Annotated in this window: 17 protein-coding genes; 11 read left to right on the forward strand and 6 right to left on the reverse strand. The window is 64.8% G+C overall.

Features of this window, described 5'->3' with window-relative positions; genetic code table 11:
- Positions 1-77 precede the first annotated feature (77 nt).
- Positions 78-1292 (reverse strand): aspartate aminotransferase family protein, encoded by a 1215-nt coding sequence (locus tag BTO32_RS10990; RefSeq protein ID WP_076724684.1) that lies wholly within the window; start codon positions 1290-1292, stop codon positions 78-80.
- A 317-nt stretch (positions 1293-1609) separates the two neighbouring features.
- On the opposite strand from BTO32_RS10990, the gene BTO32_RS10995 reads away from it, so the two are divergent.
- Complete coding sequence (locus BTO32_RS10995; protein WP_076724685.1) at positions 1610-2734, forward strand: DcaP family trimeric outer membrane transporter; 1125 nt, start codon at positions 1610-1612, stop codon at positions 2732-2734.
- A gap of 79 nt (positions 2735-2813) precedes the next feature.
- Here the strand turns inward: BTO32_RS10995 and cra are convergent, their stop codons facing one another.
- Positions 2814-3800, reverse strand: a complete 987-nt coding sequence (gene cra / locus BTO32_RS11000; protein ID WP_076724686.1) for a catabolite repressor/activator — start codon at positions 3798-3800, stop codon at positions 2814-2816.
- A gap of 127 nt (positions 3801-3927) precedes the next feature.
- Here cra and ptsP point away from each other — a divergent pair, with 127 nt between their 5' ends.
- Genes ptsP through BTO32_RS11015 form a run of 3 tightly spaced genes read left to right on the forward strand, consistent with a single transcriptional unit; the run spans position 3928 to position 9466 of the window.
- The gene (gene ptsP, locus BTO32_RS11005) at positions 3928-6759 is read left to right on the forward strand and encodes a phosphoenolpyruvate--protein phosphotransferase (RefSeq protein ID WP_076724687.1); all 2832 of its coding nucleotides are present in this window, start codon (positions 3928-3930) and stop codon (positions 6757-6759) included.
- Positions 6759-7724: a 1-phosphofructokinase gene (pfkB, locus tag BTO32_RS11010; protein ID WP_076724688.1), complete on the forward strand. Its 966-nt coding sequence runs from the start codon at positions 6759-6761 to the stop codon at positions 7722-7724. Before ptsP ends, pfkB begins: the two co-directional genes overlap by 1 nt.
- Complete coding sequence (locus BTO32_RS11015) at positions 7721-9466, forward strand: PTS fructose-like transporter subunit IIB (RefSeq protein ID WP_076724689.1); 1746 nt, start codon at positions 7721-7723, stop codon at positions 9464-9466. The genes pfkB and BTO32_RS11015 overlap by 4 nt, the downstream gene beginning before the upstream one ends.
- Before the next feature lie 391 nt (positions 9467-9857).
- On the opposite strand, the gene aceF is transcribed toward BTO32_RS11015, so the two are convergent.
- Both aceF and aceE read right to left on the reverse strand, forming a co-directional pair.
- On the reverse strand, positions 9858-11483 hold the full coding sequence (gene aceF, locus BTO32_RS11020; protein ID WP_076724690.1) for a dihydrolipoyllysine-residue acetyltransferase: 1626 nt from the start codon (positions 11481-11483) through the stop codon (positions 9858-9860).
- A gap of 12 nt (positions 11484-11495) precedes the next feature.
- Entirely contained in the window at positions 11496-14159 is a 2664-nt protein-coding gene (aceE, locus tag BTO32_RS11025; RefSeq protein ID WP_076724691.1) for a pyruvate dehydrogenase (acetyl-transferring), homodimeric type, read from the reverse strand.
- A 598-nt stretch (positions 14160-14757) separates the two neighbouring features.
- Here aceE and BTO32_RS11030 point away from each other — a divergent pair.
- Positions 14758-16122 carry a KamA family radical SAM protein gene (locus BTO32_RS11030; RefSeq protein WP_076724692.1) on the forward strand — a complete coding sequence of 455 codons (1365 nt, stop codon included), beginning with the start codon at positions 14758-14760 and terminating at the stop codon, positions 16120-16122.
- Between the two features lie 52 nt (positions 16123-16174).
- On the opposite strand, the gene trxA is transcribed toward BTO32_RS11030, so the two are convergent.
- On the reverse strand, positions 16175-17038 hold the full coding sequence (gene trxA / locus BTO32_RS11035) for a thioredoxin (RefSeq protein ID WP_076724693.1): 864 nt from the start codon (positions 17036-17038) through the stop codon (positions 16175-16177).
- Positions 17039-17266: 228 nt separating this feature from the next.
- Between trxA and lon the strand changes: the two genes are divergently transcribed.
- Positions 17267-19717 (forward strand): endopeptidase La, encoded by a 2451-nt coding sequence (gene lon / locus BTO32_RS11040; protein WP_076724694.1) that lies wholly within the window; start codon positions 17267-17269, stop codon positions 19715-19717.
- A 61-nt stretch (positions 19718-19778) separates the two neighbouring features.
- Here lon and BTO32_RS11045 read toward each other — a convergent pair whose 3' ends face one another.
- On the reverse strand, positions 19779-20273 hold the full coding sequence (locus BTO32_RS11045; RefSeq protein ID WP_076725083.1) for a MarR family winged helix-turn-helix transcriptional regulator: 495 nt from the start codon (positions 20271-20273) through the stop codon (positions 19779-19781).
- Between the two features lie 287 nt (positions 20274-20560).
- Here BTO32_RS11045 and BTO32_RS11050 point away from each other — a divergent pair, with 287 nt between their 5' ends.
- The 5 genes from BTO32_RS11050 (at position 20561) to livG (ending at position 25946) form a co-directional block, all read left to right on the forward strand.
- Positions 20561-21520: a tetratricopeptide repeat protein gene (locus tag BTO32_RS11050; RefSeq protein ID WP_076724695.1), complete on the forward strand. Its 960-nt coding sequence runs from the start codon at positions 20561-20563 to the stop codon at positions 21518-21520.
- A gap of 196 nt (positions 21521-21716) precedes the next feature.
- The gene (locus BTO32_RS11055) at positions 21717-22829 is read left to right on the forward strand and encodes a branched-chain amino acid ABC transporter substrate-binding protein (protein ID WP_076724696.1); all 1113 of its coding nucleotides are present in this window, start codon (positions 21717-21719) and stop codon (positions 22827-22829) included.
- Between the two features lie 163 nt (positions 22830-22992).
- Positions 22993-23916: a high-affinity branched-chain amino acid ABC transporter permease LivH gene (livH, locus tag BTO32_RS11060; RefSeq protein WP_076724697.1), complete on the forward strand. Its 924-nt coding sequence runs from the start codon at positions 22993-22995 to the stop codon at positions 23914-23916.
- Positions 23916-25184: a high-affinity branched-chain amino acid ABC transporter permease LivM gene (locus BTO32_RS11065; RefSeq protein WP_076724698.1), complete on the forward strand. Its 1269-nt coding sequence runs from the start codon at positions 23916-23918 to the stop codon at positions 25182-25184. The genes livH and BTO32_RS11065 overlap by 1 nt, the downstream gene beginning before the upstream one ends.
- Positions 25185-25190: 6 nt before the next feature.
- The gene (gene livG / locus BTO32_RS11070) at positions 25191-25946 is read left to right on the forward strand and encodes a high-affinity branched-chain amino acid ABC transporter ATP-binding protein LivG (RefSeq protein ID WP_076724699.1); all 756 of its coding nucleotides are present in this window, start codon (positions 25191-25193) and stop codon (positions 25944-25946) included.
- Positions 25947-25953: the final 7 nt, after the last annotated feature.

Raw genomic sequence — 25953 nt, forward strand, 5'->3', positions numbered from 1 at the left:
CCTTCATATCGTCGAGTCGTTCCCTCCGCCGGTCGTGATCGCGCACCGCCGTGACCGCACGCGATCTCCGGTGGTCGTCAGGCCGTCAGTTTCTTGACCGCCGCCTCGAAGCGCTCGAGCGCCTCGTCGATGTCCGGTTCAGGGATGATCAGCGACGGCGCCAGACGAACCACATTGGCCCCGGCCACCAGCACCATCACACCCTCATCCAGACCGGCGTTGAGGAAATCCCGCGCCCGACCCTGCCAGGCCTCGGTCAGCACGCAGCCCAGCAGCAGGCCGGCGCCACGCACCTCACTGAACACGCCGTAGCGCTCGCCAATGGCCATCATGCCCTTCTTCAGCCGTTCCGAACGGGTCTTCACGCCCTTCAGAATCTCCGGCTGGCTGACGGTGTCGATCACCTTCTGCGCCACGGCACAGGCCAGGGCGTTGCCGCCATAGGTGCTGCCGTGGGTGCCCACGCCCAGGCTCGCCGCCACCTTGGCGGTGGTGAGCATGGCCGCCACCGGGAAACCGCCGCCCAGGCCCTTGGCGGTGGACAGGATGTCCGGCACCACATCGTACATCTCATAGGCGTACAGATGACCGGTACGGCCAACGCCGGTCTGCACCTCATCGAACACCAGCAGGGCATCGTGCTCGTCACAGAGCTGGCGCAGCCCCTTCAGGAACTCGGGATCGGCGGGCAGCACCCCGCCCTCGCCCTGGATCGGTTCCACCACGACGGCACAGGTCTTCTCCTTCGAAATCAGTGCCCGGACCGAGTCCAGGTTGTTGTATTCGGCGTGATGGATGCCGGCCGGCGCCGGCTCGAAGCCTTCCAGGTACTTGGGCTGGCCTCCGACGCTGACGGTGAACAGGGTGCGGCCGTGGAAGGCATTGCGGAAGGCGATGATCTCGTGCTTGTCGGGACCGTAGTGCTCCCAGGCATACCGGCGCGCCAGCTTGAAGGCCGCCTCATTGGCCTCGCCACCGGAGTTGGCGAAAAACACCCGTTCGGCGAAGGTCAGGTCGCACAGGGTCTTGGCCAGCCGGAGCGCCGGCTCGTTGGTCATAACGTTGGACAGGTGCCAGATCTTCTCCGCCTGCTCCTGCAGCGCGCCGATCAGGCCGGGGTGGGAGTGGCCCAGACAGGTGACGGCAATCCCGCCCTGGAGGTCCACATACTCCCGCCCGTCCTGGTCCCAGATTCGAGAGCCCTCGCCACGCACCGGGATCACCTTGCCGGGGGCATAGTTGGGCACCATGACTTCATCAAACAACTCGCGGGTAACAGGCTCTTTGTTCATACGTGTCTCTCAGCGGGATTCAACTCGTTAACATAGCAGGCATTGTTCCGGTTCCGCAGCCACCCTGGGCGCGGATCGCCCCATCATATACGACACTCGGCACGCAAGCACATCTGCCGCCCCTGACGACCGCCTTCCAGCGACCCGGGAAGCGCTACGCCCGGCACGCCCCAAGGTGTAGCACAGATGTTTGTATATCAACGAAAAGTGGCTATAGACCTTCGTCTAAAGAATCGGCGATTTCATTTGAATTGTCACAGATTCGTAACTACTTTGTTGGTGGGTCCAACAACAATAAATGTGTGGAGACAACAACGATGCAAAGCAATAACAAACTGAGACTGGCTATTCGTGCGGCGGCCATCGCCGGTGCACTGGGCATGGCGGGGCAGGCTGGCGCGGTCAACTTTACCGCCGGCGATTACGAAATGGCTGTCTACGGCTACGCGCGCCTGAACGCCAGTTATGACATCGACGAAGATGTCTCGTCCTCAACCCGCTCGTTCAACTACGAAGCCATCAATGTCGGGGCGGCGGAAGACGACGAGCCGACCGGTTATTTCGGTGCCGACGCGGTGCAGAGCCGTATCGGTGTCAAGGCCACCAGCCCCGAGGGGGTCATGGTGAACGTCGAGGGTGACTTCCGCGGCGGCAACCTGCGCCTGCGTCACGCCTACGGCTCCTATCAGAACGTCCTGGCTGGTCAGACCTGGTCCAACTACACCAGCTTTGTCGGCAACACCTCCACCCTGGACTTCGACTCTCTGCCGGGCCTGTCCGGTTACCAGAGCCGGACCGCCCAGGTACGTTACACCACCGGAGCCCTGTCCTTCTCCGCGGAAGACCCGCAGAACTCCATCGCCAACGCCGGCGGTGCGGCTAAAGACGGAATGCCGGCGTTCACCGCCCGCCTGGAAGATTCCTCCGGCGGCCTGAGCTACTCGGCGGCCGTTCTGGTACAGCAACTGGGCTATGACACCGGCACCGACGACGACAGCGCCTTCGGTTTCGCCACCTTCGTGGCCGCCAAGATGGCCGTCACCGACATGATCACCGTGCAGGGCACCCTGAACTACAGCGACGGTGCCAACAGCTACCTGTACCGTTCCGGTGCCGACAGCGCCTATGTCGACGCCAACGGTGACCTGGAGACCATCTCCGGCTACGGCGGCTCCATCGGCGCCGGCATCAAGCTCGGCGGGGGTCGCAGCATCAACATCGGCTACGGCATGGTGGAAGTGGATCTGGACGACGCCGTTGACGATGGCGCACTCGCCGCGACTGAGACCGAGTCTGTGTCTGCCCTGATGGCCAACTATCAGTGGACACCGGTCAAGAACGTCATGATGGGCGTCGAGCTCCAGTACGGCCAGCGCGAAACCCAGAACGGTGACGACGGCGACGCCAGCCGCCTGCTGTTCGCCGCGCAGTACAACTTCTAAACCTACCCCTGGGCATTGGCCCCAAAAAGCCCCGGCTCCGGCCGGGGCTTTTTGTTTGCGGGCCGGCGCCGAGTCCAGCTCAGCGCCGGCGCACGCGCAGCGTACGGTTGATGGTCACCGTCGCCACCGTCCCCTCGCCCGCCACCGCCGCCAGCGCCTGCTCCAGAGTGGCCCGGGCAATGGCCTCGTGATCCTGCGGCAGCGAATTGACCGCCAGCGGCAAGAAATCCAGCAAGCGGTCATCACCAAAGGTGGCCAGGCGCAACCCCCGAGGCAATCCGCCAGGTTGCTCCAGCAGCACATCCAGCACCCCCTGCAGCAACGTGAATGAGGCTGTGACCAAAGCATCCGGCAAGCCATGGCGCTGCAGCAGCCGGCGCATCATGGCGGCGCCGGAGGCACGGTTGTAGCGGGGCCCGCTGTCCACCCGGGACACCACACCGGCCTGAGCCGTGGCGGCCAGGAAGCCCGCCCGGCGTTCGCGGGTCATGGCAATTTCGGGCACCGCATCCAGCCACGCCACGGTCCCGGTATCCACTGTCAGCACCGACTCGGTCAGGGCCCGAGCCGCACTGCGGTTGTCGCTCACCACGCAGCGGATTTGCCCCGGCGACTGGGCGCGGTCCACCGCGATCACCGGCAGGCCGTCCTGTTGCAGGCCCGGATAGAACGGGTCGTCCTGGGCCAGGGCACTGGCCACGATCAGGGCGTCGCAGCGGCGCGCTTTCAGGGCCAGGGCCAGGGACTGCTCGGTGTCCGGATCGTCATCGGAGCCGGCAATCAGCAACTGGTACCCCTGGGCGCGGGCCCCCTGCTCCAGCAGTTTCGCCAGACGGGCGTAGCTGCTGTTTTCCAGGTCCGGCAGGATGAAGCCCAGGGTTCGGCTGGCGCCGCCACGCAGGGCCGCGGCCTGGGCGTCCACCTGGAAATTGTGCGCCCGGGCCAGCGCCAGCACCCGCTCAATGGTCTCCGGTTTGATTCGGCGGGCGGCCCCCTGTCCGTTCATGACATAGCTGGCGGTGGTTCTCGACACGCCGGCGAGTCGGGCAAGTTCGGCGAGGGTCATGGGCACAACTCCGGTGACACGATGGCTTGATTTCCAATGATATCTGTTTCATCATCGATTTTACGTTTGCTGACACGATTCAGCAAAAATAAACCCGCATTCAAAACAACAACGCGAGGCGCCCGACATGCTGACGCTGACCGCCAACGACATTCGACTGGGTGCCCGGGCCACAGACTGGAAGGAAGCACTGGCACAGGCCGCCCGGGACCTGGAACAGGCCGGCTATACCACCCCCGACTACCTTGATGGCATGATGACCCGGGAGCGGCAGTCGTCCACGGTTCTCGGCCATGGCATCGCCATCCCCCATGGCACCCCCGAAAGCCGGGGCGCGGTGGTGGCGACCGGCGTCCGCGTGCTGCAGTTTCCCGACGGCATCACCTGGCATGATGGCGCCCGGGTGCACGTGCTGGTGGCCATTGCCGCCCAGTCGGACGAGCACCTGGACATCCTGCGCCATCTCACCCGCGTTCTCGACACCCCCGACCTGCCGGACACCCTGTCCCGAATCACCGATGCCGGCGACCTGGCGGCCCGTCTTTCCCGCACCCCCGTTACCCCGAAGTGCGACCGCGAGACCCTGTGCCTCGGCGTCGCGGCCACCAGCCCCGCCGAACTCGCCCTGGTGGCCGCCGCCCGTCTGCATCGCCTGCACTGCATCGACACCGGCTTCCTGGCCCGGATCGCCGAGCAAAACCCCATCGATCTGGGCCGGGGGTTCTGGCTGAGCCATCACACCGAGGGGGCCCGGCATCCGGCCCTGGCCCTGGCCACTCCGGCAACACCGACACCCGGGCTTCAGGGCGTGTTCTGTCTGGCGGCACCCCGGGATGCGGCCGACGAGCTGCTGGAACGGATCGACCATATCCTGGCCGGCAACGCCCCCATGGACCGTCTGGACGCCGAGGCATGGCTGGCCGGAATGTCGGGGGAAGCCGGGCCGGCGGTCACGGCGACGGTGACCCTGCTTAACCACCCTGGGCTGCACGCCCGCCCCGCCAAGCACTTGGTCCAGGAGGCCCGCCGCCACAACGCCCACATCCGAATCCGGCTCCTGGAGGGCGACGGCCCGGCGGTATCGGCCACCAGCCTGACCCGGGTAATCGGACTGGGTGCGCGCCGGGGCCAGACCCTGCGCCTCTCCGCCACCGGCGAGGACGCCGAACAGGCCATCGCCGCCCTGACCCGGGCCATTCACGAGGGGCTGGGCGAGGCGGTTGCGCCCCTGGCCACGGCGGAAACCCGCGCGACCCACGCCGACCTCGAGCCGCCGGCCCCCCTGGTGGACGACCAGCCGATCAAAGCCGTTGCCGCCTCGCCGGGACTGGCACTGGCTCCGGCATTCGTGATGCGCCCCCCCACCCTGACTTACCCGGATACGGCCAATGACGGCGCAGAGCAGATCCGGCGTCTGCAACAGGCCTTGAAGGACGCCGCCGGGCAGCTGCAAACTCTGATCCGTCAGGCCGAGGGCGGCGAGGCCGCGCCCATTCTCTCAGTCCATGTGGAAATGCTGCGGGACGAGGACCTGTATCAGGCCGCCGTCGAAGCCATCCACGAGGGCGCGTCCGCCGAGGCTGCCTGGTGGCGAGCCATCGAGACCGCGGCCCGGGCCCAGGAAACTCTTGCCGACCGGGTACTGGCGGAGCGGGCCGCGGACCTGAGGGACGTCGGCCGACGGGTACTGGCCAACCTGTGCGGCGCGGCCCTGCCGACCCCGCCGGATACACCCTATGTTCTGGTGGCGGAGGACCTGGGTCCCTCGGATGTGGCCCGGCTCGACCTCACCCGGGTACGCGGCCTGGTGACCGCCCGGGGCGGAGCGACCGCCCACAGCGCAATCCTGGCTCGGGCCCTGGGCCTGCCAGCGGTGGTTGGGGCCGGTGAGCGGGTACTGACTCTTGCCGACGGCACCGACCTGGTGGTGGACGGCGAACGGGGCTGTCTGGTCGCCAACCCGGGCCGCGAGCGCCGGGAGCGCATTCACCGCCGCCTGGAACACCTGTCGGCGCTGCAGGCCCGGGCCCACGAATGCCGCCATCAGCCGGCGACAACGACGGACGGCCATACCGTTGAAGTCTGTGCCAACCTGGGCAACACCGCCCACACACCGGACGCGGTGGCACGGGGCGCCGATGGCGTTGGCCTGCTCCGGACCGAATTCATTTTCATGGCACACCCGGAGGCGCCGGACCTGGAGACGCAAGTCCACGAGTACCGGCAGGCGTTTGCGGCCCTGGACGGACGGCCGCTGGTGGCCCGGACCCTGGACGTAGGCGGTGACAAACCGCTGGACTACTGGCCCCTGCCCCGGGAGGACAACCCGTTCTTGGGGATGCGCGGCATCCGGCTGTCCCTGTCCCGGCCGGACATTCTCGAAACCCAGGTGCAGGCCCTGCTGACCGCCGCCGGCGACCGCCCCCTGCGCATCATGTTCCCCATGGTGAAGGATGTGGCGGAGTTCCGGGCGGCCCGGGCGATCGTCGACCGGGTGCAGGCGGACGTTCCGGTCGCCGACCTCCAGGTCGGGGTCATGGTCGAGGTGCCCTCCTGTGCCCTGCTGGCCCAGAGCCTGGCCCCCGAGGTGGATTTCTTTTCCATTGGCACCAATGACCTGACGCAGTACACCCTGGCCATCGACCGCGGTCACGGCACACTGTCCGCCGAGGCGGACGGCCTGCACCCGGCGGTTCTGAGGCTGATTCGGATGACGGTGGAAGCGGCCCACGACCATGGCCGCTGGGTCGGAGTGTGCGGCGAGCTGGCCTCCGACCCCCAAGCCGTTCCGGTACTGGTCGGCCTCGGCGTGGACGAGCTCTCGGTCACCAGCCGCCGGGTCCCGCTGGTGAAGGCATGCATCCGCAACCTGGACCTTGCCACGGCCCGCCGGCAGGCACACCGGGCTCTGTCCCTGGCCACCGCCGCCGAGGTCCGCGACGCCCTGGAGGCCGGCTGATGGCCCACATTCTCACCGTGACCCTGAATCCGGCCCTGGACCTGAGCGTGGAAACCCCGCGCCTGGCACTGGGCGAGGTCAACCGGACCGCCAATACCCGGCTGGAGCCGGCCGGCAAGGGGATCAACGTGGCCCGGGTACTGGCGCGGCTCGGCCACACCGTCACCGTCACCGGACTGCTGGGCGAGGCCAACGCGGCGCCGTTCGAGCGACTGTTCGAGGCCGAGGGGTTGCGGGACCGGTTCCTGCGCATTCCCGGGCAGAACCGGATCAACGTCAAGATCGCCGAATCCGATGGCCGGCTCACCGACCTGAACGGCACCGGCACACCGGTACCGGACACCGCCCTGGAGCCGCTGCAACGGCGCCTGGCCTCCGAACTCGCGGGCTGCGATGCCGTGGTGATCGGTGGCAGTCTGCCGCCGGGCCTGCCCGCCAGCGGGCTGGCCCGGCTGGTGCAACAGGCCGGTGACGCCGGCATTCCGGTATGGCTGGACACCTCCGGGGACGCCCTGACGGCCGGTGTTGCTGCCCGCCCCTTCGCGCTGAAACCCAATGCCGAGGAGCTGTCGGAATGGGCCGGACACCAGCTGCCGGACCTGGCCTCGGTGAGGTCGGCCGCACGCCGGCTTCAGGCCGGCGGCGTGGCGCAAGTCATCGTCTCACTGGGCGCCGACGGCGTGCTCTGGCTCGCTCCCAGCGGCACGTTTCAGGCCCAGGTGCCACCGGTCCGGGCGGTCAGCACCGTCTGTGCCGGCGACACCCTGCTGGCCGCCATGCTGCACGGGATGCTGAAGCAATGGCCGGCCCCCGAGGTGCTCCGGTTCGCCACGGCCCTGTCCGCCGAATGCGTGCGACACGTTGGCGTCGGTCACCCCGACGCGGCGGACCTTCCCACCCTGCTCCAACTCACCCGGGTTCAACGCGGGCCCGGGCACAACAACACCGGGGAGATGCCAAGATGAATGTGATGATTGTGACCGCCTGCCCCCAGGGCGTGGCCACCCGATTTCTTGCCGCCCGAGCGCTGACGCGGGCGGCCCGGCAACGTGGCTGGTCGGTCACCACCGACCTGCGGGGGCCGGACGGCGGCGCGGAGACCCCGCCCGACACCACCGCCGTGGCGCGGGCGGACCTGGTGATCGCCGCCGTCGGCGTGCCGGTGGACCTGGACGCGTATGCCGGCAAGCCCCTGTGGCAGGTTCCGGTCACCGCGGCCCTGTCCGATCCCGACGCCGTTCTCGACCGGGCCCGGGCCGAGGCCAGGCCCTGGCGTCCGGACACTCAGGCCACGGCAGAACCTGAGACCGTACCCCCGGACGAGGGCGGCCTGCGCATCGTCGCCGTGACCGCCTGCCCCACCGGCGTGGCCCACACTTTCATGGCGGCGGAAGCCCTGACCGCCGCGGCGGAGGCCGCCGGCCACCGGATCCGCGTGGAAACCCAGGGCTCCGTCGGCGCCCGCGATCCATTGACGGCGGACGAGATCGCCTCGGCGGACCTGGTGATCCTGGCCTGCGACATCGAAGTGGACCCCAGCCGCTTCGCCGGCAAGCGGGTGTGGCGCACCTCCACCAGCACCGCCCTGAAGCAGCCGGCGGAAACACTCCGGGAGGCCATCGCCCACGCTCGGGAGTTTGAAGGCAACCCGCCCAAAGCCCGAAGCAGCGGCGCAAAACGGGGCCCGTACAAACACCTGCTGACCGGGGTTTCCTTCATGCTGCCGATGGTGGTGGCCGGCGGCCTGCTGATTGCGCTGTCCTTCGTGTTCGGGATTGAAGCTTTCCAGGAGGAAGGCACCCTGGCAGCGGCCCTGATGCAGATCGGCGGCGGCACCGCATTCAAACTGATGGTGCCGCTGCTGGCCGGCTACATCGCCTGGTCCATCGCCGACCGACCGGGGTTGGCGCCGGGCATGATCGGTGGCTACCTGGCCAGTGACCTGGGGGCCGGTTTCCTCGGCGGCATCGTGGCGGGTTTCCTGGCCGGATACGTCGCCCGCTTCGTCAGCCGCAAGCTGCCCCTGCCCGAGAGCATCGAGTCCCTGAAGCCAATCCTGATCATCCCCCTGGTCGCCAGCCTGGTGACCGGCCTGGGCATGATCTACGTCATCGGTGAACCGATGGCGGCGATCATGGACGGCCTGACCGGTTTTCTGGAAAGCATGGGCACCACCAACGCCATCCTGCTCGGCGCCATTCTCGGAGCCATGATGTGCTTCGATCTCGGCGGCCCGGTCAACAAGGCCGCCTACACCTTTGGCGTGGGCCTGCTGTCCGAGGCCAGCGGCGGTTCCGCACCGATGGCCGCGATCATGGCGGCGGGCATGGTACCGGCCATCGGCATGGGCGTGGCGTCATTCATTGCTCCGCGCAAGTTCGCCGAGGCCGAACGGCAGGCCGGTCGGGCTTCGTTCGTGCTGGGCCTGTGCTTCATTTCCGAGGGCGCGATTCCGTTCATGGCCAAGGACCCGCTGCGGGTGATTCCGGTGTGCATGGTGGGCGGCGCCATCACCGGGGCACTGTCCATGCTGTTCTCGGTGAAATTGATGGCCCCCCACGGCGGCCTGTTCGTACTGGCCATCCCCAACGCCGTCAGCGCGGTGCCGCTGTACTTGCTGGCCATTGCCGTTGGCTCGCTGTTTATTGGCGTGAGCTACGCGCTGGTCAAGGTCGGGCGGGCAGACGTCAGTACCGCCCCGGCCTGACCGGGGCGCGGCTTCCGACCAGGGCCCCAGGCTGGTGCAGGCGGCTCCCAAAGAAGGCATCGGAGCGTCACCTTCGCCCCCCGGACAGCCCCGGCGAACCGCTCCGGGACCGAGCTCCGAGGTTTGGCACGGCGAATGCAGGAGCAAAGCTGCACGGGCCACGGGAGGTGGCCCCATCGTCTGACAGAGAGGTGTCGCCATGAAACAAGCCAAACACTCCGACCTGTTGTTCGAACTGACCCAGCCGGAAGAGGAAGCCACGCTGCTGGCCCTCCACGACTACTTCGACTGGATGTTCTTCGCCAACTGAGTAAAAAAACGGGGGCCTGCAGGCCCCCGTTGTCGTTCCCGCTGCGGATGCGCACCGGGCGCATCCGCCAGCCTCCCGCCGTTACAGCAACAGCGTCCGGATATCCCCGAGCAGCTGCGCCAGTCGCGTGGTGAAGCGTGCCGCGTCGGCACCGTTCACCGCGCGGTGGTCGTAGGACAGCGACAGCGGCAGCATCAGCCGGGGCTGGAAGGCCTGGCCATCCCACACCGGTTTCATGGCCGCCTTGGAGACCCCGAGAATCGCCACTTCCGGCGTATTCACGATGGGGGTGAACGCGGTGCCGCCAATGCCACCGAGGCTGGTGATGGTGAAACAGGCGCCCTGCATGTCGGCCGGCTTGAGCTCCTTGTCGCGGGCTTTCCTGGCCAGCTCCGCGCTCTCGGCCGCCAGTTGCCAGAGGCCTTTCTGATCCACATCCCGGACCACCGGCACCATCAGGCCGTGCGGCGTATCCACCGCGATGCCGATGTGGATGTATTTCTTGCGAATGACTTCCTTGCGCTCCATGTCCAGCGACACGTTGAACTGCGGCAGCTCCGCCAGTGCGGCGGCGCAGGCCTTGAGCAGGAACGCCAGTGGCGTCAGCTTGACGCCTTTCTTCTCGGCGGCCGCCTTCTGGGCCTTGCGGAACGCTTCCATGTCGGTGATGTCCGCCTCGTCGAACTGGGTGACGTGGGGCACGTTGAGCCAACTACGCTGCATGTTGGCCGCAGTCGCCGCCATGATCCGGGACATGGGTTCGCGTTCGATGTCGCCGAACTGGCTGAAATCCGGCAGTTTCACCCCGGGAATGCCACTGGCGGGCGCGCCCCCGGCTCCCTGCTGCACCTGCTGCAGCTGGCGCTTCACATAGGCCTGGACATCGTCCTTGACGATCCGCCCCTTGGGACCGCTGCCCTTGACCCGGGCCAGGTCGACTCCCAGTTCCCGGGCCAGTTTGCGGACCGCCGGGCCGGCGTGCACCTTGGCCCCGGGCGTCGGCATTTCATAGGTGGCGCCCAGGGGTTGCGGCGCGGGCTCGGGCTTCGCGGATTCGCGGGGCTCGGCCGGCCGTGATGGCTCGGCCGGGGCCGGCTCCGGCGACTCGGCCGCCGGGGGGGCGCCGGCGTCGGTCACCGTCATTTCCAGCAGGTCGTCGCCTTCGGACAGCTTGTCCCCGACTTTGACCAGAATCCGCTCCACCTTGCCGGCGAACGGCGAGGGGATTTCCATGGTGGCCTTATCCGACTCCACGGTCACCAGAGCGTCTTCTTCGGCGATGGTATCGCCCTCGGCAACGTTGAGTTCGATCACCGGCACCTGCTCAAACCCGTCCAGGGACGGCACCTTGACGGTCTCCCGGCGGCTACCCCCGGCGGCCTTCGGCGCCGGCGCGGGCTCGGCAGCCGGGGTGTCCGGCTCGGCGGCCCGGGGCTCGGCCTCGGCATCATCCTGCGCGGCGGACTCGCCGTCGGCGACGATCATGCCGACGACATCGCCCTCACGGACCTTGTCGCCGACCTTCACCGTGATCCGGGTCACCTTGCCGGCCACCGGGGCCGGCAGTTCCACCGAGGCCTTGTCGGACTCGACGGCCAGGATGGGATCCTCCTCGGCGACGGAATCACCTTCACTGACAATGATCTCGATAACCTCGACTTCCTCGGCACCGCCGAGATCGGGAACCTTGATTTCCTGTTCACTCATGTGGCGGTCTCCTCAGCTCTGCACCGGGTTCGGTTTGTTGCGGTCGATGCCGTACTTGCGCATGGCTTCGAGGACCCGCTCCTTGTCGACCTCACCGTCCTTCGCCAGGGCGGAAAGCGCCGTCACGGTCACGTAGTAGCGGTCCACCTCGAAGAAGTGACGCAGTTTTTCCCGGGTGTCGCTGCGGCCGAAGCCATCGGTGCCCAGCGTGAGGTAGGTTTTCGGGATGTACGCCCGCAGCTGTTCGGAGTGCAGCTTGATGTAGTCGGTGGAGGACACCACCGGTCCCGGCTGGTTTTCCAGACACTGGGTCACGTACGGCTTCTTGGGGTTGTCGTCCGGGTGCAGGAGGTTCCAGCGATGGGCGTGCTGGCCGTCGCGGGCCAGCTCGTTGTAGCTGGTGACGCTCCAGACGTCGGACGCCACGCCCCAGTCATCCTTCAGCAACTGAGCGGCGGCACGCACTTCGTTCATGATCGCGCCGGAGCCGAGCAGCTGAACCCGGGGCGCTTTCTTACGGCCTTTCACCTCGACCGACTCGAACTTGTACATGCCACGGATGATGCCGTCCTCGCAGCCTTCGGGCATGGCCGGCTGCTCGTAGTTCTCGTTCTCCACCGTCAGGTAGTAGAAGACGTTCCGGTTCTCCTCGAACATCTCCTTCATGCCGTGCCGGATCACCACGGCCAGCTCGTAGGCGTAGGCGGGATCGTAGGCCTTGCAGTTGGGGATGGTGTTGGCCAGCACGTGGCTGTGACCGTCCTGGTGCTGCAAACCCTCGCCGTTGAGGGTGGTGCGGCCGGCGGTGCCGCCGATCAGGAACCCGCGAGCCTGGATGTCGCCGGAGGCCCAGGCCAGATCCCCCACCCGCTGGAAGCCGAACATCGAATAGAAGATGTAGAACGGAATCAGCGGGAAGTTGTTGGTGCTGTAGGAGGTCGCCGCCGCCATCCAGGCCGCCATGGCGCCGTCCTCGTTGATGCCTTCCTGAAGGATCTGGCCTTTCTTGTCCTCCCGGTAGTACATGATCTGGTCACGGTCCTGGGGCACGTACTTCTGGCCCTCGGAGGTGTAGATGCCCAGCTGCCGGAACATGCCCTCCATGCCGAAGGTGCGGGCCTCGTCCGGTACGATCGGCACGACCCGCTTGCCAATGCGCTTGTCCTTGACCAGGGCGCTGAGGATACGCACGAAGGCCATGGTGGTGGAAATTTCGCGGCCGTTGGAGCCTTCCAGCACGGGCTTGAAGATGTCCAGAGCGGGAATCTGGAGCGGCTGGCAGTCCTTGCGGCGTTTGGGATAGAAGCCCCCCAGCTCTTGCCGGCGCTTGTTCATGTACACGATTTCGGGGCTGTCCGGCGCCGGGCGGTAGTAGGGCACGTCCTCCAGTTCGTCGTCCTTAAGCGGCACGCCGAAACGGTCCCGGAACGCCTTCAGGGTGTCCAGGTCCAGTTTCTTCAGGGAGTGCGCGGTGTTTTTGGCTTCGCCGGCGGCGCCGAACCCATAGCCCTTGATGGTATGCGCCAGGATGACCGTGGGCCGGCCATTGGCCTGGTTCACAGCCTTGTGATAGGCGGCGTACACCTTGTACGGGTCGTGTCCGCCCCGGTTCAGCTTGTTGATGTCCTCGTCGGACAGGTTCTCCGCCAGCTTCGCCAGCTCCGGGTAGCGGCCGAAGAACTCCTTGCGGGTGTAGGCGGCGCCGTTGGAGGTGAAGTTCTGCAGGTCGCCATCGCAGATCTCGTCCATGGCCCGCTGCATGATGCCGTCCTCGTCTTTCTCGAACAGCGGGTCCCACATGCGGCCCCAGACCACCTTGATCACGTTCCAGCCAGCGCCACGGAAGACCCCTTCCAGCTCCTGGATGATCTTGCCGTTGCCACGCACCGGGCCGTCCAGCCTCTGTAGGTTGCAGTTGACCACGAAAATCAGGTTATCCAGCTTCTCGCGGCCGGCCTTGGAGATGGAACCCAGGGTCTCCGGCTCGTCGCACTCGCCGTCGCCGACAAAACACCAGACCTTGCGACCGGTCATGTCGATCAGCTCGCGACTGTGCAGATATTTCATGACGTGAGCCTGATAGATGGCCTGGATCGGGCCGAGCCCCATGGACACCGTGGGGAACTGCCAGTAGTCCGGCATCAGCCAGGGGTGGGGATAGGAGGACAGGCCTTCGCCGTCCACTTCCTCACGGTACTTGTCCAGCTGCTTCTCGTCGAACCGGCCCTCCAGGAAGGAACGGGCGTAGATGCCGGGCGCCGCGTGGCCCTGGAAGTACACCAGATCCGACTCGCGGGTCTCGTCGCCGGCGTGGAAAAAATAGTTGAAGCCCACGTCGTACAGGGTCGCGGCCGAGGAGAAGGTGGAGATGTGTCCACCCAGGTCACCCGGGCGCTTGTTCGCCCGGACCACCATGGCCATGGCGTTCCAGCGGATCAGGGAGCGGATCCGGCGCTCCATGAACAGGTCGCCCGGCATGCGAGCCTCGTCCGTGACCGGAATGGTGTTGCGGAACGGCGTGGTGATGGAATACGGCAGCTCGGTTCCCTCGCGGCTGGCGCGTTCGGACAGGCGTTCCAGTATGAACTTGGCACGGTCCACGCCTTCGTTTTCAATCAGCGACTCGAGCGCATCCAGCCACTCGCTGGTTTCAATGGGATCATCGTCCTGGTACATCAAACCCTCCCCTTGGCATCAAAAGGTGCATTGCGGGCCACGGTCGGCGGCCTGGCGCACTGCAAGAATGAAAAAGCTGCGTTGAAAAGCCGTGTTTTTTTCGGTGTATCAGCCTGATAGCTGTACTGCCGGGCAGCACTTCGGGACATCCATCAAGCATAGAACAGCTTCCGGAGTTTTCCTGTCTGGCCCGGGCACCGGTGCGGGCCTGCGGCCCCTGCCCGGCCAGCCGGCGGGAAGCCCGACCGATGATGCGGGCCCTATTGTAGTATTTTTACTTCATTTTGGTGCAAATAGGTCACCACGGGCGGAATTTTTCCGTCTTTTCAGCGGCTGATTTCGGTTACTTACGCAATAATGAGGGTTTCTTGGATGCCAGACAACCGGCCTCAGACCAAGGTCTTAGTCCGGAAGACGGCCCCCGAAACCACCCGGTCCGGCCGGGGCCCGAGCCAGCCTCGTGGCCAGCGATTCATTTAGACCTGAAAACATTCACCAATTCCGGTATACTCCCCTGCCCATTTTTTGACCAACGGAGACCGGCCCCTCAGGCCGACCTCCACACACCAAAAACACAACAACCGAGAGAGGGCGATCTATGAACTCCATTGTCACCTTCCCGAACAGGATCCCGGTCACTGACTTCGAGGAACGGCGCTTCAAGGTCTATACCGACCGGCAGCTCGACAAGATTGAGGCCATCCAGACTCTCCCCGAGGACACGCTGTTTGAAATGAAGGTGGTGGCCAGCGTGCTGCCGTTCCGGGTCAATGAATACGTGATCAACGAGCTGATCAACTGGGACAAGGTTCCAGACGATCCGATCTACCAACTGGTCTTCCCGCAACGGGGCATGCTCAAGGATGAACATTTCGAGCGTATGGCACGGCTGCACCGGGAGGGTGCGGACAAGCAAACCATCCAGGCCGCCGCCCGGGAAATCCGGGAGGCGCTGAACCCGCATCCGGCCGGCCAGATGGCCATGAACATCCCGGAGCTGGACGGCGAAAAGCTCAACGGCCTGCAGCACAAGTACCGGGAGACGGTGCTGTTCTTCCCGGCCCAGGGCCAGACCTGCCATTCCTACTGCACGTTCTGCTTCCGCTGGGCCCAGTTCGTGGGCGACAAGGAACTGAAGATGGCCAGCACCGAGGCGGAAAAGCTGCACCGCTACCTGCGCGAGCACACCGAGGTGACCGACCTGCTGGTCACCGGCGGCGACCCGATGGTGATGAAGACCCACAACCTGGTGCAATACCTGGAGCCGCTGCTGGCACCGGAGTATGACCACATCCAAACCATCCGCATCGGCACCAAGGCCCTCACCTTCTGGCCCTACCGGTTCGTGACCGACAACGACGCCGACGAGCTGATCGAACTGCTGACGCGCCTGGTGGACGCCGGCAAGCACGTGGCCATCATGGCCCACTACAACCACTGGCAGGAGATGTCCACCGACATCGCGGAGGAGGCCATTCGCCGCATCCGCGCCACCGGTGCCGAGATCCGCGCCCAGGGCCCCCTGATCCGCCACGTCAACGACCACCCCGAAGCTTGGGCCCGGCTCTGGAAGAAGCAGGTGCAACTGGGCATCATCCCCTACTACATGTTTGTCGAGCGCGATACCGGCGCCAAGAACTATTTCGAGGTGCCGCTGGCGCGGGCCTACGAGATCTATCGAGAGGCGATGAAGCAGGTCTCTGGTCTTGGCCGTACCGCCCGTGGCCCCTCCATGAGTGCCGGCCCCGGCAAGGTGGAGGTTCAGGGCATCACCGAGATTCACGGTGAGAAGGTCTTCGTACTGCGCTTCCTGCAGGGACGCAACCCGGACTGGGTCCAGCGCCCGTTCTTCGCCAAGTACAGTGAGACCGCCACCTGGCTGCACGAACTGGAGCCGGCGTTCGGGGAGGACAAATTCTTCTTCGAGGACGAGTACGAGCAGATGAGAAAAGGCAACGGCTGATGCCGGCACGGGGTGCCCCAGCGGCACCCCGTTTTTTTACTCGCGGCGCAGGTCAGTGCATCAGCGTGTAGAGCTTGCGACGGTATACTCGGACATCCGGGTCACTGTTGCCCAGCTTGTCGAACAGCTCCACCAGGGTGGTCTTGGCGATGCCATCCCGGTACTGGCTGTCCACCTGCATCAGGCGGATCAGCAGTTCCATGGCTTGGGCGTTGTTGCCCTTGAGCACATGGTGCAGGGCCAGCTGATGCAGGGCCTCGGCATTGTCCGGCTCGGCCGCCAGGGTTTGCTCCAGCTCCGACATCGGCGGCAACTGACCCGCCTGCTTGAGAAATTTCACCCGCGCCGCCAGCTGCCGGGCCTGGTGCTGCATTTTCTCTTCCGGGGGCAGGCTCTCGAGCACCTGCTCGGCCGCATCGACATCACCGGTTTCCGCCTTCAGCTGCGCCAGGTCGATCAGCACCTTCATGTTTTCCGGGTCCTGCCGGTTCAACTCCGACAGCAGGTCCATGGCCCCCTGAAGGTCACCGGCCTGCCACAGGCGGTGCGCGGTGTCGTACGGGTCCTCCGCCGGGGCTTCCACGTGCTTCTCCAGCACTTTGCGGATTTCACTTTCCGGCAGGGCACCGTTGAAGCCGTCCACCGCCTGCCCGTTCTTGACCAGAATCACGGTCGGCAGGCTGCGAACCCCCAGGCTCGCGGTCAGCTCCGGCTGCTGGTCGGCATTGACCTTGGCCAGCAGGAAGCCGCCCTTGTAGTCGTTCGCCAGCTTTTCCAGAATCGGCATCAGCTGCTTGCAGGGCGCGCACCAGTCCGCCCAGACGTCAATCAGGATCGGTGTCTGGGCAGAGGCTTCCATCACCTTCTGCTGGAAGTTTTCCATGGTGGCGTCAAAAATGTAGGACGAATCGCTCATCGAGGTACCCGGCACCTTTTCCACAAATGTTTAAGAAGTCAGTAGCCTCGATCATGGGGCCTCCGCCGGGAAAATCAACCGCGACGGCCCGAACCCGCTCCCATCGGCCCCGCGCCACCTTGAAATAGAGCCAACAGGCGCCACATTCGCTAGTAATTCCAGACACGCGGGCGGATGACTCCCGGTCGCCCTTCCGATCCTTACTCTCTGATGGATGTTAAACACGGCATGAACGACGATAACCGCAAAGACAGCCTTGAGGAGTTCGAAGAAGACGTTACCGAGTACATCGGCAAGGACGAGCACAGCAAGAGCCTGGTGCTGCCGCAGCAGATCATGCCCCGCCGCATGTACGTGCTGCCGGTAACCAACCGCCCGTTCTTCCCGGCCCAGGTACAGCCGGTGGTGGTCAATCAGGATCCCTGGCATGAAACGCTCAAGCGCGTGGGCGAAACCGACCACCGGGTGCTGGGCATCTGCTATGTGTCCGAACAGGACGCCGACCAGGGCATTCCCGAAAGCCATCAGCTGGAAACCATGGGCTGCGCCGTGCGCGTGCACCACGCCCAGAAGGAAGGCGGCAAAGTCCAGTTCATCGCCCAGGGTCTGCAGCGTTTTCGCATCGTCCAGTGGCTGCGGCGCAAGCCCCCCTATCTGGTGGAGGTGGAATACCCGAGCGAGCCGGAGGAAGACGCCGACGAACTCAAGGCGTACACCCTGGCGATCATCAGTGCCATCAAGGAGCTGCTGCGCTCCAACCCGCTGTACGGCGAGGAAGTGAAGCAGTACCTCTCCCGGTTCGGGCCGGATGACAGCTCACCGCTGGCCGACTTCGGCGCGTCCATGACCAGCGCCCCGGGCGCCGAGCTCCAGGAAGTCCTGGACACGGTGCCCCTGCTCCGGCGCATGGAGAAAGTCCTGTTGCTGATGCGCAAGGAGCAGGAGGTGGCGCGCCTGCAATCCCAGATCAGCGAGGAAGTGAACGCCAAGGTGCAGAAGCACCAGCGCGAATTTTTCCTGCGCGAGCAGCTCAAGGTGATTCAGCGGGAACTGGGACTGGCCAAGGACGACAAAACCGCCGACATCGAACGCTTCGAGCAGCGCATGGCCGAGCTGGAGCCGCCGGAGGCGGTTCAGGAACGCTTCCGCGAGGAACTGCAGAAGCTGCAGGTACTGGAACAGGGCTCGCCGGAATACGGCGTGACCCGCAACTATCTGGACTGGCTCACCCAGGTTCCCTGGGGCCAGTATTCCCGGGATCACTTCGACTTGGCCGAGGCGCGCCGGGTCCTGGACCGCAACCACGACGGCCTGGATGACGTGAAGGACCGGATCATCGAGTTCCTTGCCGAGGGCACCTTCAAGGGCGAGATCAGCGGCTCCATCTTGTTGCTGGTGGGGCCACCGGGCGTGGGCAAGACCTCCATCGGCCGTTCCGTGGCGGACGCCCTTGGCCGTAAGTTCTACCGGTTCAGCGTCGGAGGCATGCGCGACGAGGCCGAGATCAAGGGGCATCGCCGCACCTACATCGGCGCCATGCCCGGCAAGTTCGTGCAGGCCCTCAAGGACAGCAAGGTCTGCAACCCGGTGATCATGCTCGACGAGATCGACAAGATCGGTGCCTCCTACCAGGGCGACCCGGCTTCAGCCCTGCTGGAGACCCTGGACCCGGAGCAGAACAGGGAGTTCCTCGATCACTACCTGGATGTGCGCATGGACCTCTCCAAGGTCCTGTTCATCTGCACCGCGAACCAACTGGACACCATCCCGCGGCCGCTGCTGGACCGGATGGACATCATTCGCCTGTCCGGCTACATCGCCGAGGAAAAGCTGGCCATCGCCAAGCACCACCTGCTGCCGCGCCTGCTCAAGCGGGCCGGACTGATGAAGAAACAGCTGAGCGTCAGCGACGCGGCGCTGCGCCAGGTCATCGAGGGCTACGCCCGGGAAGCGGGGGTCCGCAACCTGGAGAAGTTGCTGCACAAGATCGTCCGCAAGGGCATCGTGAAGTTGCTGGAACACCCCGACCGGCCGGTGAAGGTGGGGGTCTCCGACCTGCAGGAGTACCTGGGACAACCGCCATTCCGGAAGGAAAAATCGCTGCGCGGCGTCGGCGTGGTCACCGGACTGGCCTGGACCGCCATGGGCGGCGCCACTCTGAGCATCGAGGCCTCCCGCATCCACAGCAGCCAACGCGGCTTCAAGCTGACCGGCCAACTGGGCAACGTAATGAAGGAATCGGCCGAGATCGCCTACAGCTACGTGTGCTCGAACCTGAAGCGTTACAAGGGCGACCCGACCTTCTTCGACAAGTCCTTCGTGCACCTGCACGTTCCGGAAGGTGCGACCCCCAAGGACGGCCCCAGTGCCGGCATCACCATGGCCACCGCGCTGCTGTCACTGGCCCGCAAGGAGGCGCCGCAGTCGAACATCGCCATGACCGGCGAGCTGACCCTGACGGGCCAGGTGCTGCCGGTGGGGGGCATTCGGGAGAAGGTCATCGCCGCCCGGCGGCAGAAGATCACCAACCTGATTCTGCCGGAAGCCAACCGGGGCGACTACGAGGAGTTGCCGGACTACCTGAAAGAGGGACTGACGGTAAACTTCGCCAAGCACTACAACGACGTGTTCCAAGTGTGCTTCGGCAGCAAACGCCAGCGCGGCTCCTCCGTGCACTGACCGCCAACGAACAGGGGCCGGGGATTCCCCGGCCCCTGCTGCGGCCCGCGCCGTCACGGGCCTAGCCTTTTTCCTTCCAGCCGTCGTCGTTGAGCACGGAGCCGACCGTCAGCACCGGCGAGGCGTCGATATCATCAGCATCCATCATGTTGGCCACCCGCTGCAGCGCCGCCAGGATCATGGTCTGCTCCCATTCATCCAGACTCTGGAACTTCTTGATGAAGTCCTCCTGCAACGGGTTGGGCGCCCGGGCCAGCAGCTCAGCCCCGGCCTCGGTGAGATGGGCATGCACCTTGCGCTTGTCCTTGGTGCTCCGCACCCGGTACACCAGCTTGCGGTGTTCCAGACGGTCCAGGATGGTGGTGACCGTGGCCTGACTCAGGCTGACCTTATCGGCGATGGTGCCGATGGTCACCTCGCCCAGATCGCGAATGGTCCGCATGATCAGTAGCTGGGGACCGGTCAGCCCGGCGTGCTTGCTCAAGCGCTTGGAGTGCAGATCCGTAGCCCGGATCACGCGCCTAAGCGCAACCAATACCTGCTCGTAGTTGTTCACCGCGTTACTCCGATCGGGGGCCAGTGCCCGGCCTGGACTGGATTCGGCGCCCGCCCCCGTGACCGAGTGCGCCCGCTCGCGACTCGCCATCGACACGCCCCATCCTGACAATCCAACACATTATTTACAGCACTAATGATTACAGGTCTTTATACCAGAAAATGCAAGTGGGCACTTCCACTTAGCGGCTCCGGCACCCGGCTGCGCGACCGCCCGCCGTTCATTCCGAGCGCCGCTATGCTAAGGTCAAGGGTTTTCAACCCACCCTGCCACACGGATGCAGCACCATGACATCACGCGACACGCGCCGTTTCCGGCAACTTCCACACCGGCTCCTGCTCGCCGGCTTGGCGCTGGCCACCCTGCTGGGGACGGGGGCCGCCCGGGCCCAGGGTGCCGACGAGCCCCCACCGGAGCGCAAAGATATCACGTCCGAGGACGTGGCGGCTGCCCTTTCCGATCTGGACGAGCCAATGTACACGCCGTTCATCGAGCTGTACCTGCTGGAGGAAAGCAAGGCGCTGCGCAAGGAAATGATGGACACCCGCGCCGAGCTGATCGAGAAAGTGGTCGACAAGGAGCTGACGGTGGCGGACAAGACCATGTCCTACGCCACCGACACCGTCACCTACTTCTTCTATCTGATCGCCGGCGCCACCTCCATTCTGGTGGTGATTGGCTGGAATTCCATCCGGGACATGCGCAACCAGCTGGCCAGCGTCGCCGAAAAGCGGGTCAACGAACTGGTGGTGGAGTACGAACGTCGCCTCAAGGCCATCGAGGAACAGCTGCAGCAGAAGTCCGACATCATCCAGCAGAACCAGGAAGAAATCGAACGCACCAATGAGGTGCACTCGCTCTGGCTTAAAGCAAGCCAGGAGACCTCCCAACAGAACAAGATTGCCGCATACGACCGCATCCTGGACCTGCGTCCCGACGACGTCGAGGCACTGAGCTACAAGGCCGACGCGGTGCTGGAATTGCAAGAGCCCCTGTGGGCCATTAGTCTGTGCCAGAGAGCGCTCAAGCTGGACCCCGACAATGGCCACGCCCATTACCAGCTGGCCTGCGCCTACGCAGAGATTGGCCGATGGGAGGATGCCGTCAGCACGCTGGAAAAAGCCATCCGGATTTCCGAGGCTTACCGGGACGACGCCTCGGTGGACCCGAGCTTTGCCCAGCTGCACGACCACGACAACTTCCGGGCCCTGGTCTTCCCGGACCAGGACGACAGCAACCACACGTGACACGGTCCAGTCAGGCACGGGGTTTGCTTACAGCGTTCCCAGACGGGGCCATCCGGCCCCAAACATTGTTGTGTTTGCAGAAAGTTGTGTTCCGGAACAAACACTGGTCCGATCTGCTTGACAACCGGCAGTCCGTGGTGTATGTTTAACTCTCTGAGAACACAAGAATAACCCTGAACCTAACAGGACTGACCCGATGACAATCTCAGTAAAAAAACTCGCAACAGCGGTTAGCGCTTCCATTGCCCTGATGGCCGCAGGCCAGGCAGCAGCAGAGATCCAGATTGGCATTGCAGGCCCCATGACCGGCCCCGTGGCCCAGTATGGCGACATGCAATTCTCCGGAGCCCGCATGGCCATTGAGCAGATCAACGCCAACGGCGGTGTCATGGGCGAAAAACTGGTTGGCGTCGAGTACGACGACGTCTGTGACCCGAAACAGGCCGTCACCGTGGCCAACAGCCTGGTCAACGACGGTGTTCGCTTCGTGGTCGGCCACCTGTGCTCCAGCTCCACCCAGCCGGCCTCCGACATTTACGAGGACGAGGGCGTGCTGATGATCACCCCGGCCTCCACCAACCCGGAAATCACCGAACGCGGCTACGAGCTGGTGTTCCGCACCATCGGCCTGGACAGCATGCAGGGCCCCGTCGCCGGTAACTACATCGCCAGCCAGAATCCCAAGCGCGTGGCCATCGTCCACGACAAGCAGCAGTATGGCGAGGGCATTGCCACCGCGGTGCGTGACACCCTGCAGGCCAAGGGCGTTGAAATCGCCATGTTCGAGGGGATCACCGCCGGTGACAAGGACTTCTCTTCCCTCATCACCAAGCTCAAACAAGCCGACGTCGACTATGTCTACTACGGCGGCTACCACCCCGAACTGGGCCTGATCCTGCGCCAGGCACGCCAGGCCGACCTGGACGCCAAGTTCATGGGCCCCGAGGGCGTGGGTAACAAGGACATCAACACCATTGCCGGTGAAGCCGCCGAAGGGCTGTTGGTCACCCTGCCGCCCAGCTTCGATGAAAAGGCGGAAAACCAGGAGCTGGTCAAGGCATTCCAGGCCAAGGGCGAGGACCCTTCCGGCCCGTTCGTGCTGACCTCCTACACCGCGGTCCAGCTGATTGCCGACGGCATCAAGCAGGCGGGTTCCTCCGATCCGTACGAAGTCGCCAAGGCGCTGCACAGCGGCACCTTCCAGACGCCGATCGGAACCGTTCAGTACGACGAGAAGGGCGACATGAAGTCGTTTGAGTTCGTCGTCTACGAATGGCATTCAGACGGCAGCAAAACTCCGGTAAACTGAGCCGAAATCGTTAACAAACGGTAATCATGAGAGCACCTTCTCACCGCGATCCGGGAGAAGGTGTTTTTCTAGGCTTCTGTCGATCCTTGCCCTCCGGCGGCCCGGATATCCCGGCTCGCCGGCACGGGAAGCGGAGGGAGCGGGCTATCGGAGTTCACTAACAATGCAAGACCTCCTCTATTTCTCTCAACAGCTCATCAATGGGCTCACGATCGGGAGCACCTACGCCCTGATCGCCATTGGCTACACCATGGTGTATGGCATCATCGGGATGATCAACTTCGCCCATGGTGAAATCTACATGATCGGCGCCTACACCGCGCTGATCGCCATCACCGGCCTCGCCACCCTCGGCATCACCTGGCTGCCCCTGGTTCTGATCGTCGCGCTCATCTGCGCCATGATCGTCGCCAGTTCCATGGGCTGGGCCGTGGAGCGAGTGGCCTATCGGCCGGTCCGGGGCAAACACCGGCTGATCCCTCTGATCTCGGCCATCGGGATGTCCATCTTCCTGCAGAACTACGTGCACCTGGCACAGGGTTCCCGCAACATCGGCTTCCCGGCCCTGATCCAGGGCGGCTTCCTGTTCGGTTCCCCCGACACCTTCCAGATGTCCCTGTCCTACATGCAGATCACCATCTTTATCACCACCCTCATCTGCATGTCCGCCCTGACCCTGTTCATCTCCCGCTCCCGCATCGGCCGGGCCTGCCGGGCAGTGTCCCAGGATCTGGGCATGGCCAATCTGTTGGGTATCGACACCAACCGAATCATCTCCGCCACCTTTGTCATCGGCGCCGCGCTGGCGGCCGTGGCCGGGCTGCTCCTGGGCATGTATTACGGTTCGATCGATCCGCTGTTCGGTTTCATCGCTGGCCTGAAGGCCTTTACCGCCGCCGTGCTGGGGGGTATCGGCAGTATTCCGGGCGCCATGCTCGGCGGTCTGATCCTGGGGGTGGCGGAAAGCCTGACCTCCGGCTACCTCAGCGGCGAATACAAGGACGTGGTGTCATTCAGCCTGCTGATCCTCATCCTGTTGTTCAAACCCACCGGCCTGCTTGGCAAACCGGAGGTTGAGAAGATCTAATGGCGGCTCACAAAATCAAGCACGCACTGTTCTGCGCGCTGATCACCCTGATCATTTCCTACCCGATCCTCGGCCTGAATCTTGAGGCCCAGGGCATCAACGTCACCCTGAGCGGGGCCGACGCCGGCACCCTGATGCTGGTATTTCTGGCCGCTGTCCTGGTGTTTCTGTTCCAGCTGTTCCGGGACCACATCATGGGCAAGGTCCGGGCGCTGCCGTTCCTGCAGCCGTCCCAGCGGGAAGCCATGGCCGAGAACAAGCGGGCCCGGATCGAGTCCTGGGTCATCACCGGCATCGTGGTGCTGGCGCTGTTCTGGCCGTTCTTCGTGTCCCGGGGCGCGGTGGACCTGGCCACCCTGGTGCTGATCTACATCATGCTGGGCCTGGGCCTGAACGTGGTGGTGGGCCTGGCCGGCCTGCTGGACCTTGGCTACGTGGCGTTCTACGCCGTCGGTGCCTATACCTTCGCCCTGCTGTCCCAGTACGTTGGGATTTCCTTCTGGATGTCGCTGCCCATCGGCGCCTGTCTGGCGGCCCTGTTCGGTCTGGTGCTGGGTTTCCCGGTACTGCGCCTGCGCGGCGACTATCTGGCGATCGTTACCCTCGGCTTCGGCGAGATCATCCGCATCCTGCTGAACAACTGGACCAGCCTTACCGGCGGCCCGAACGGCATCGGCGGCATTCCGGAGCCGACCCTGTTCGGCATGGAGTTCGGCCGCAGGGTCAAAGGGGAAGGCAACACCTCGTTCCATGAGACGTTCGGCATCGCCTACTCCAGCGAACACAAGGTGATTTTCTTGTACCTGATCGCACTGCTGCTGGCGGTGTTCACCGCCCTGGTGATCCGGCGGCTGATGCGCATGCCGGTGGGACGTGCCTGGGAAGCCCTGCGCGAGGACGAAATCGCGGCACGCTCTCTGGGCTTGAGCCGGACCGCGGTGAAGCTCTCTGCCTTCACCATCGGTGCCTTCTTCGCCGGCTTTGCCGGTACCGTGTTCGCGTCCAAGCAGGGCTTCATCAGCCCCGAGTCCTTCGTCTTCCTGGAGTCCGCCATCGTCCTGGCCATCGTGGTTCTGGGCGGCATGGGCTCGCAGATTGGCGTCATCCTGGCGGCCACCGCGGTCACCATCCTGCCCGAGCTGGCCCGGGAGTTCTCGGAATACCGGATGCTGGTGTTCGGTGCCGCCATGGTACTGATGATGATCTGGCGCCCGCAGGGGCTGATGCCCATGCGCCGCATGCACATTGAGCTGAAAGGGCAGGAGTGACGGCAGATGCTTGAAGTGAAGAATCTCTCCATGCGCTTCGGCGGCCTGCTGGCGGTGGACCAAGTAACCCTGGACGTCAAGGAGCGCGAGATCGTTTCCATCATCGGCCCCAACGGGGCCGGCAAAACCACGGTGTTCAACTGCATCAGCGGCTTCTACCGGCCGACCGGTGGCAAGATCCTGTTCCGGGGGCAGGAAATCCAGGGCAAGCCCGACTACAAGATTTCCCGCCTGGGCATGGTCCGCACCTTCCAGCACGTCCGTCTGTTCAACAGCATGACGGTGGTGGAAAACCTGTTGGTGGCCCAGCACCGGCACCTGAACACCAACCTGCTCGCGGGCTTGGTCCGCACGCCCGACTATCGCGCCCGGGAGAAAAAATCCCTGGAGCGGGCCCGCTACTGGCTGGAACGGGTGGGGCTGATCGATCTCGCCAACCGGGAAGCCGGCAACCTGGCCTACGGCCAGCAGCGGCGCCTGGAAATCGCCCGCTGCATGGTCACCGAACCGACGCTGCTGATGCTGGACGAACCCGCGGCCGGCCTCAACCCGGCCGAAACCCGCGACCTCGACCAGCTGATCGTCAGCCTGAAGGAGGACTACAACGTCTCAGTGCTGCTGATCGAGCACGACATGAGTCTGGTGATGGGCATTTCCGACAGGATCAACGTCATCAACCAGGGCCGCCCCCTGGCCAGTGGCACCCCGGAGGAAATCCGCCAGAACGACGACGTGATCAAAGCCTACCTGGGCGAGGCCTGAGGAAGAA

This window comes from Marinobacter lutaoensis, from assembly GCF_001981305.1.
Taxonomy (GTDB): domain Bacteria; phylum Pseudomonadota; class Gammaproteobacteria; order Pseudomonadales; family Oleiphilaceae; genus Marinobacter; species Marinobacter lutaoensis.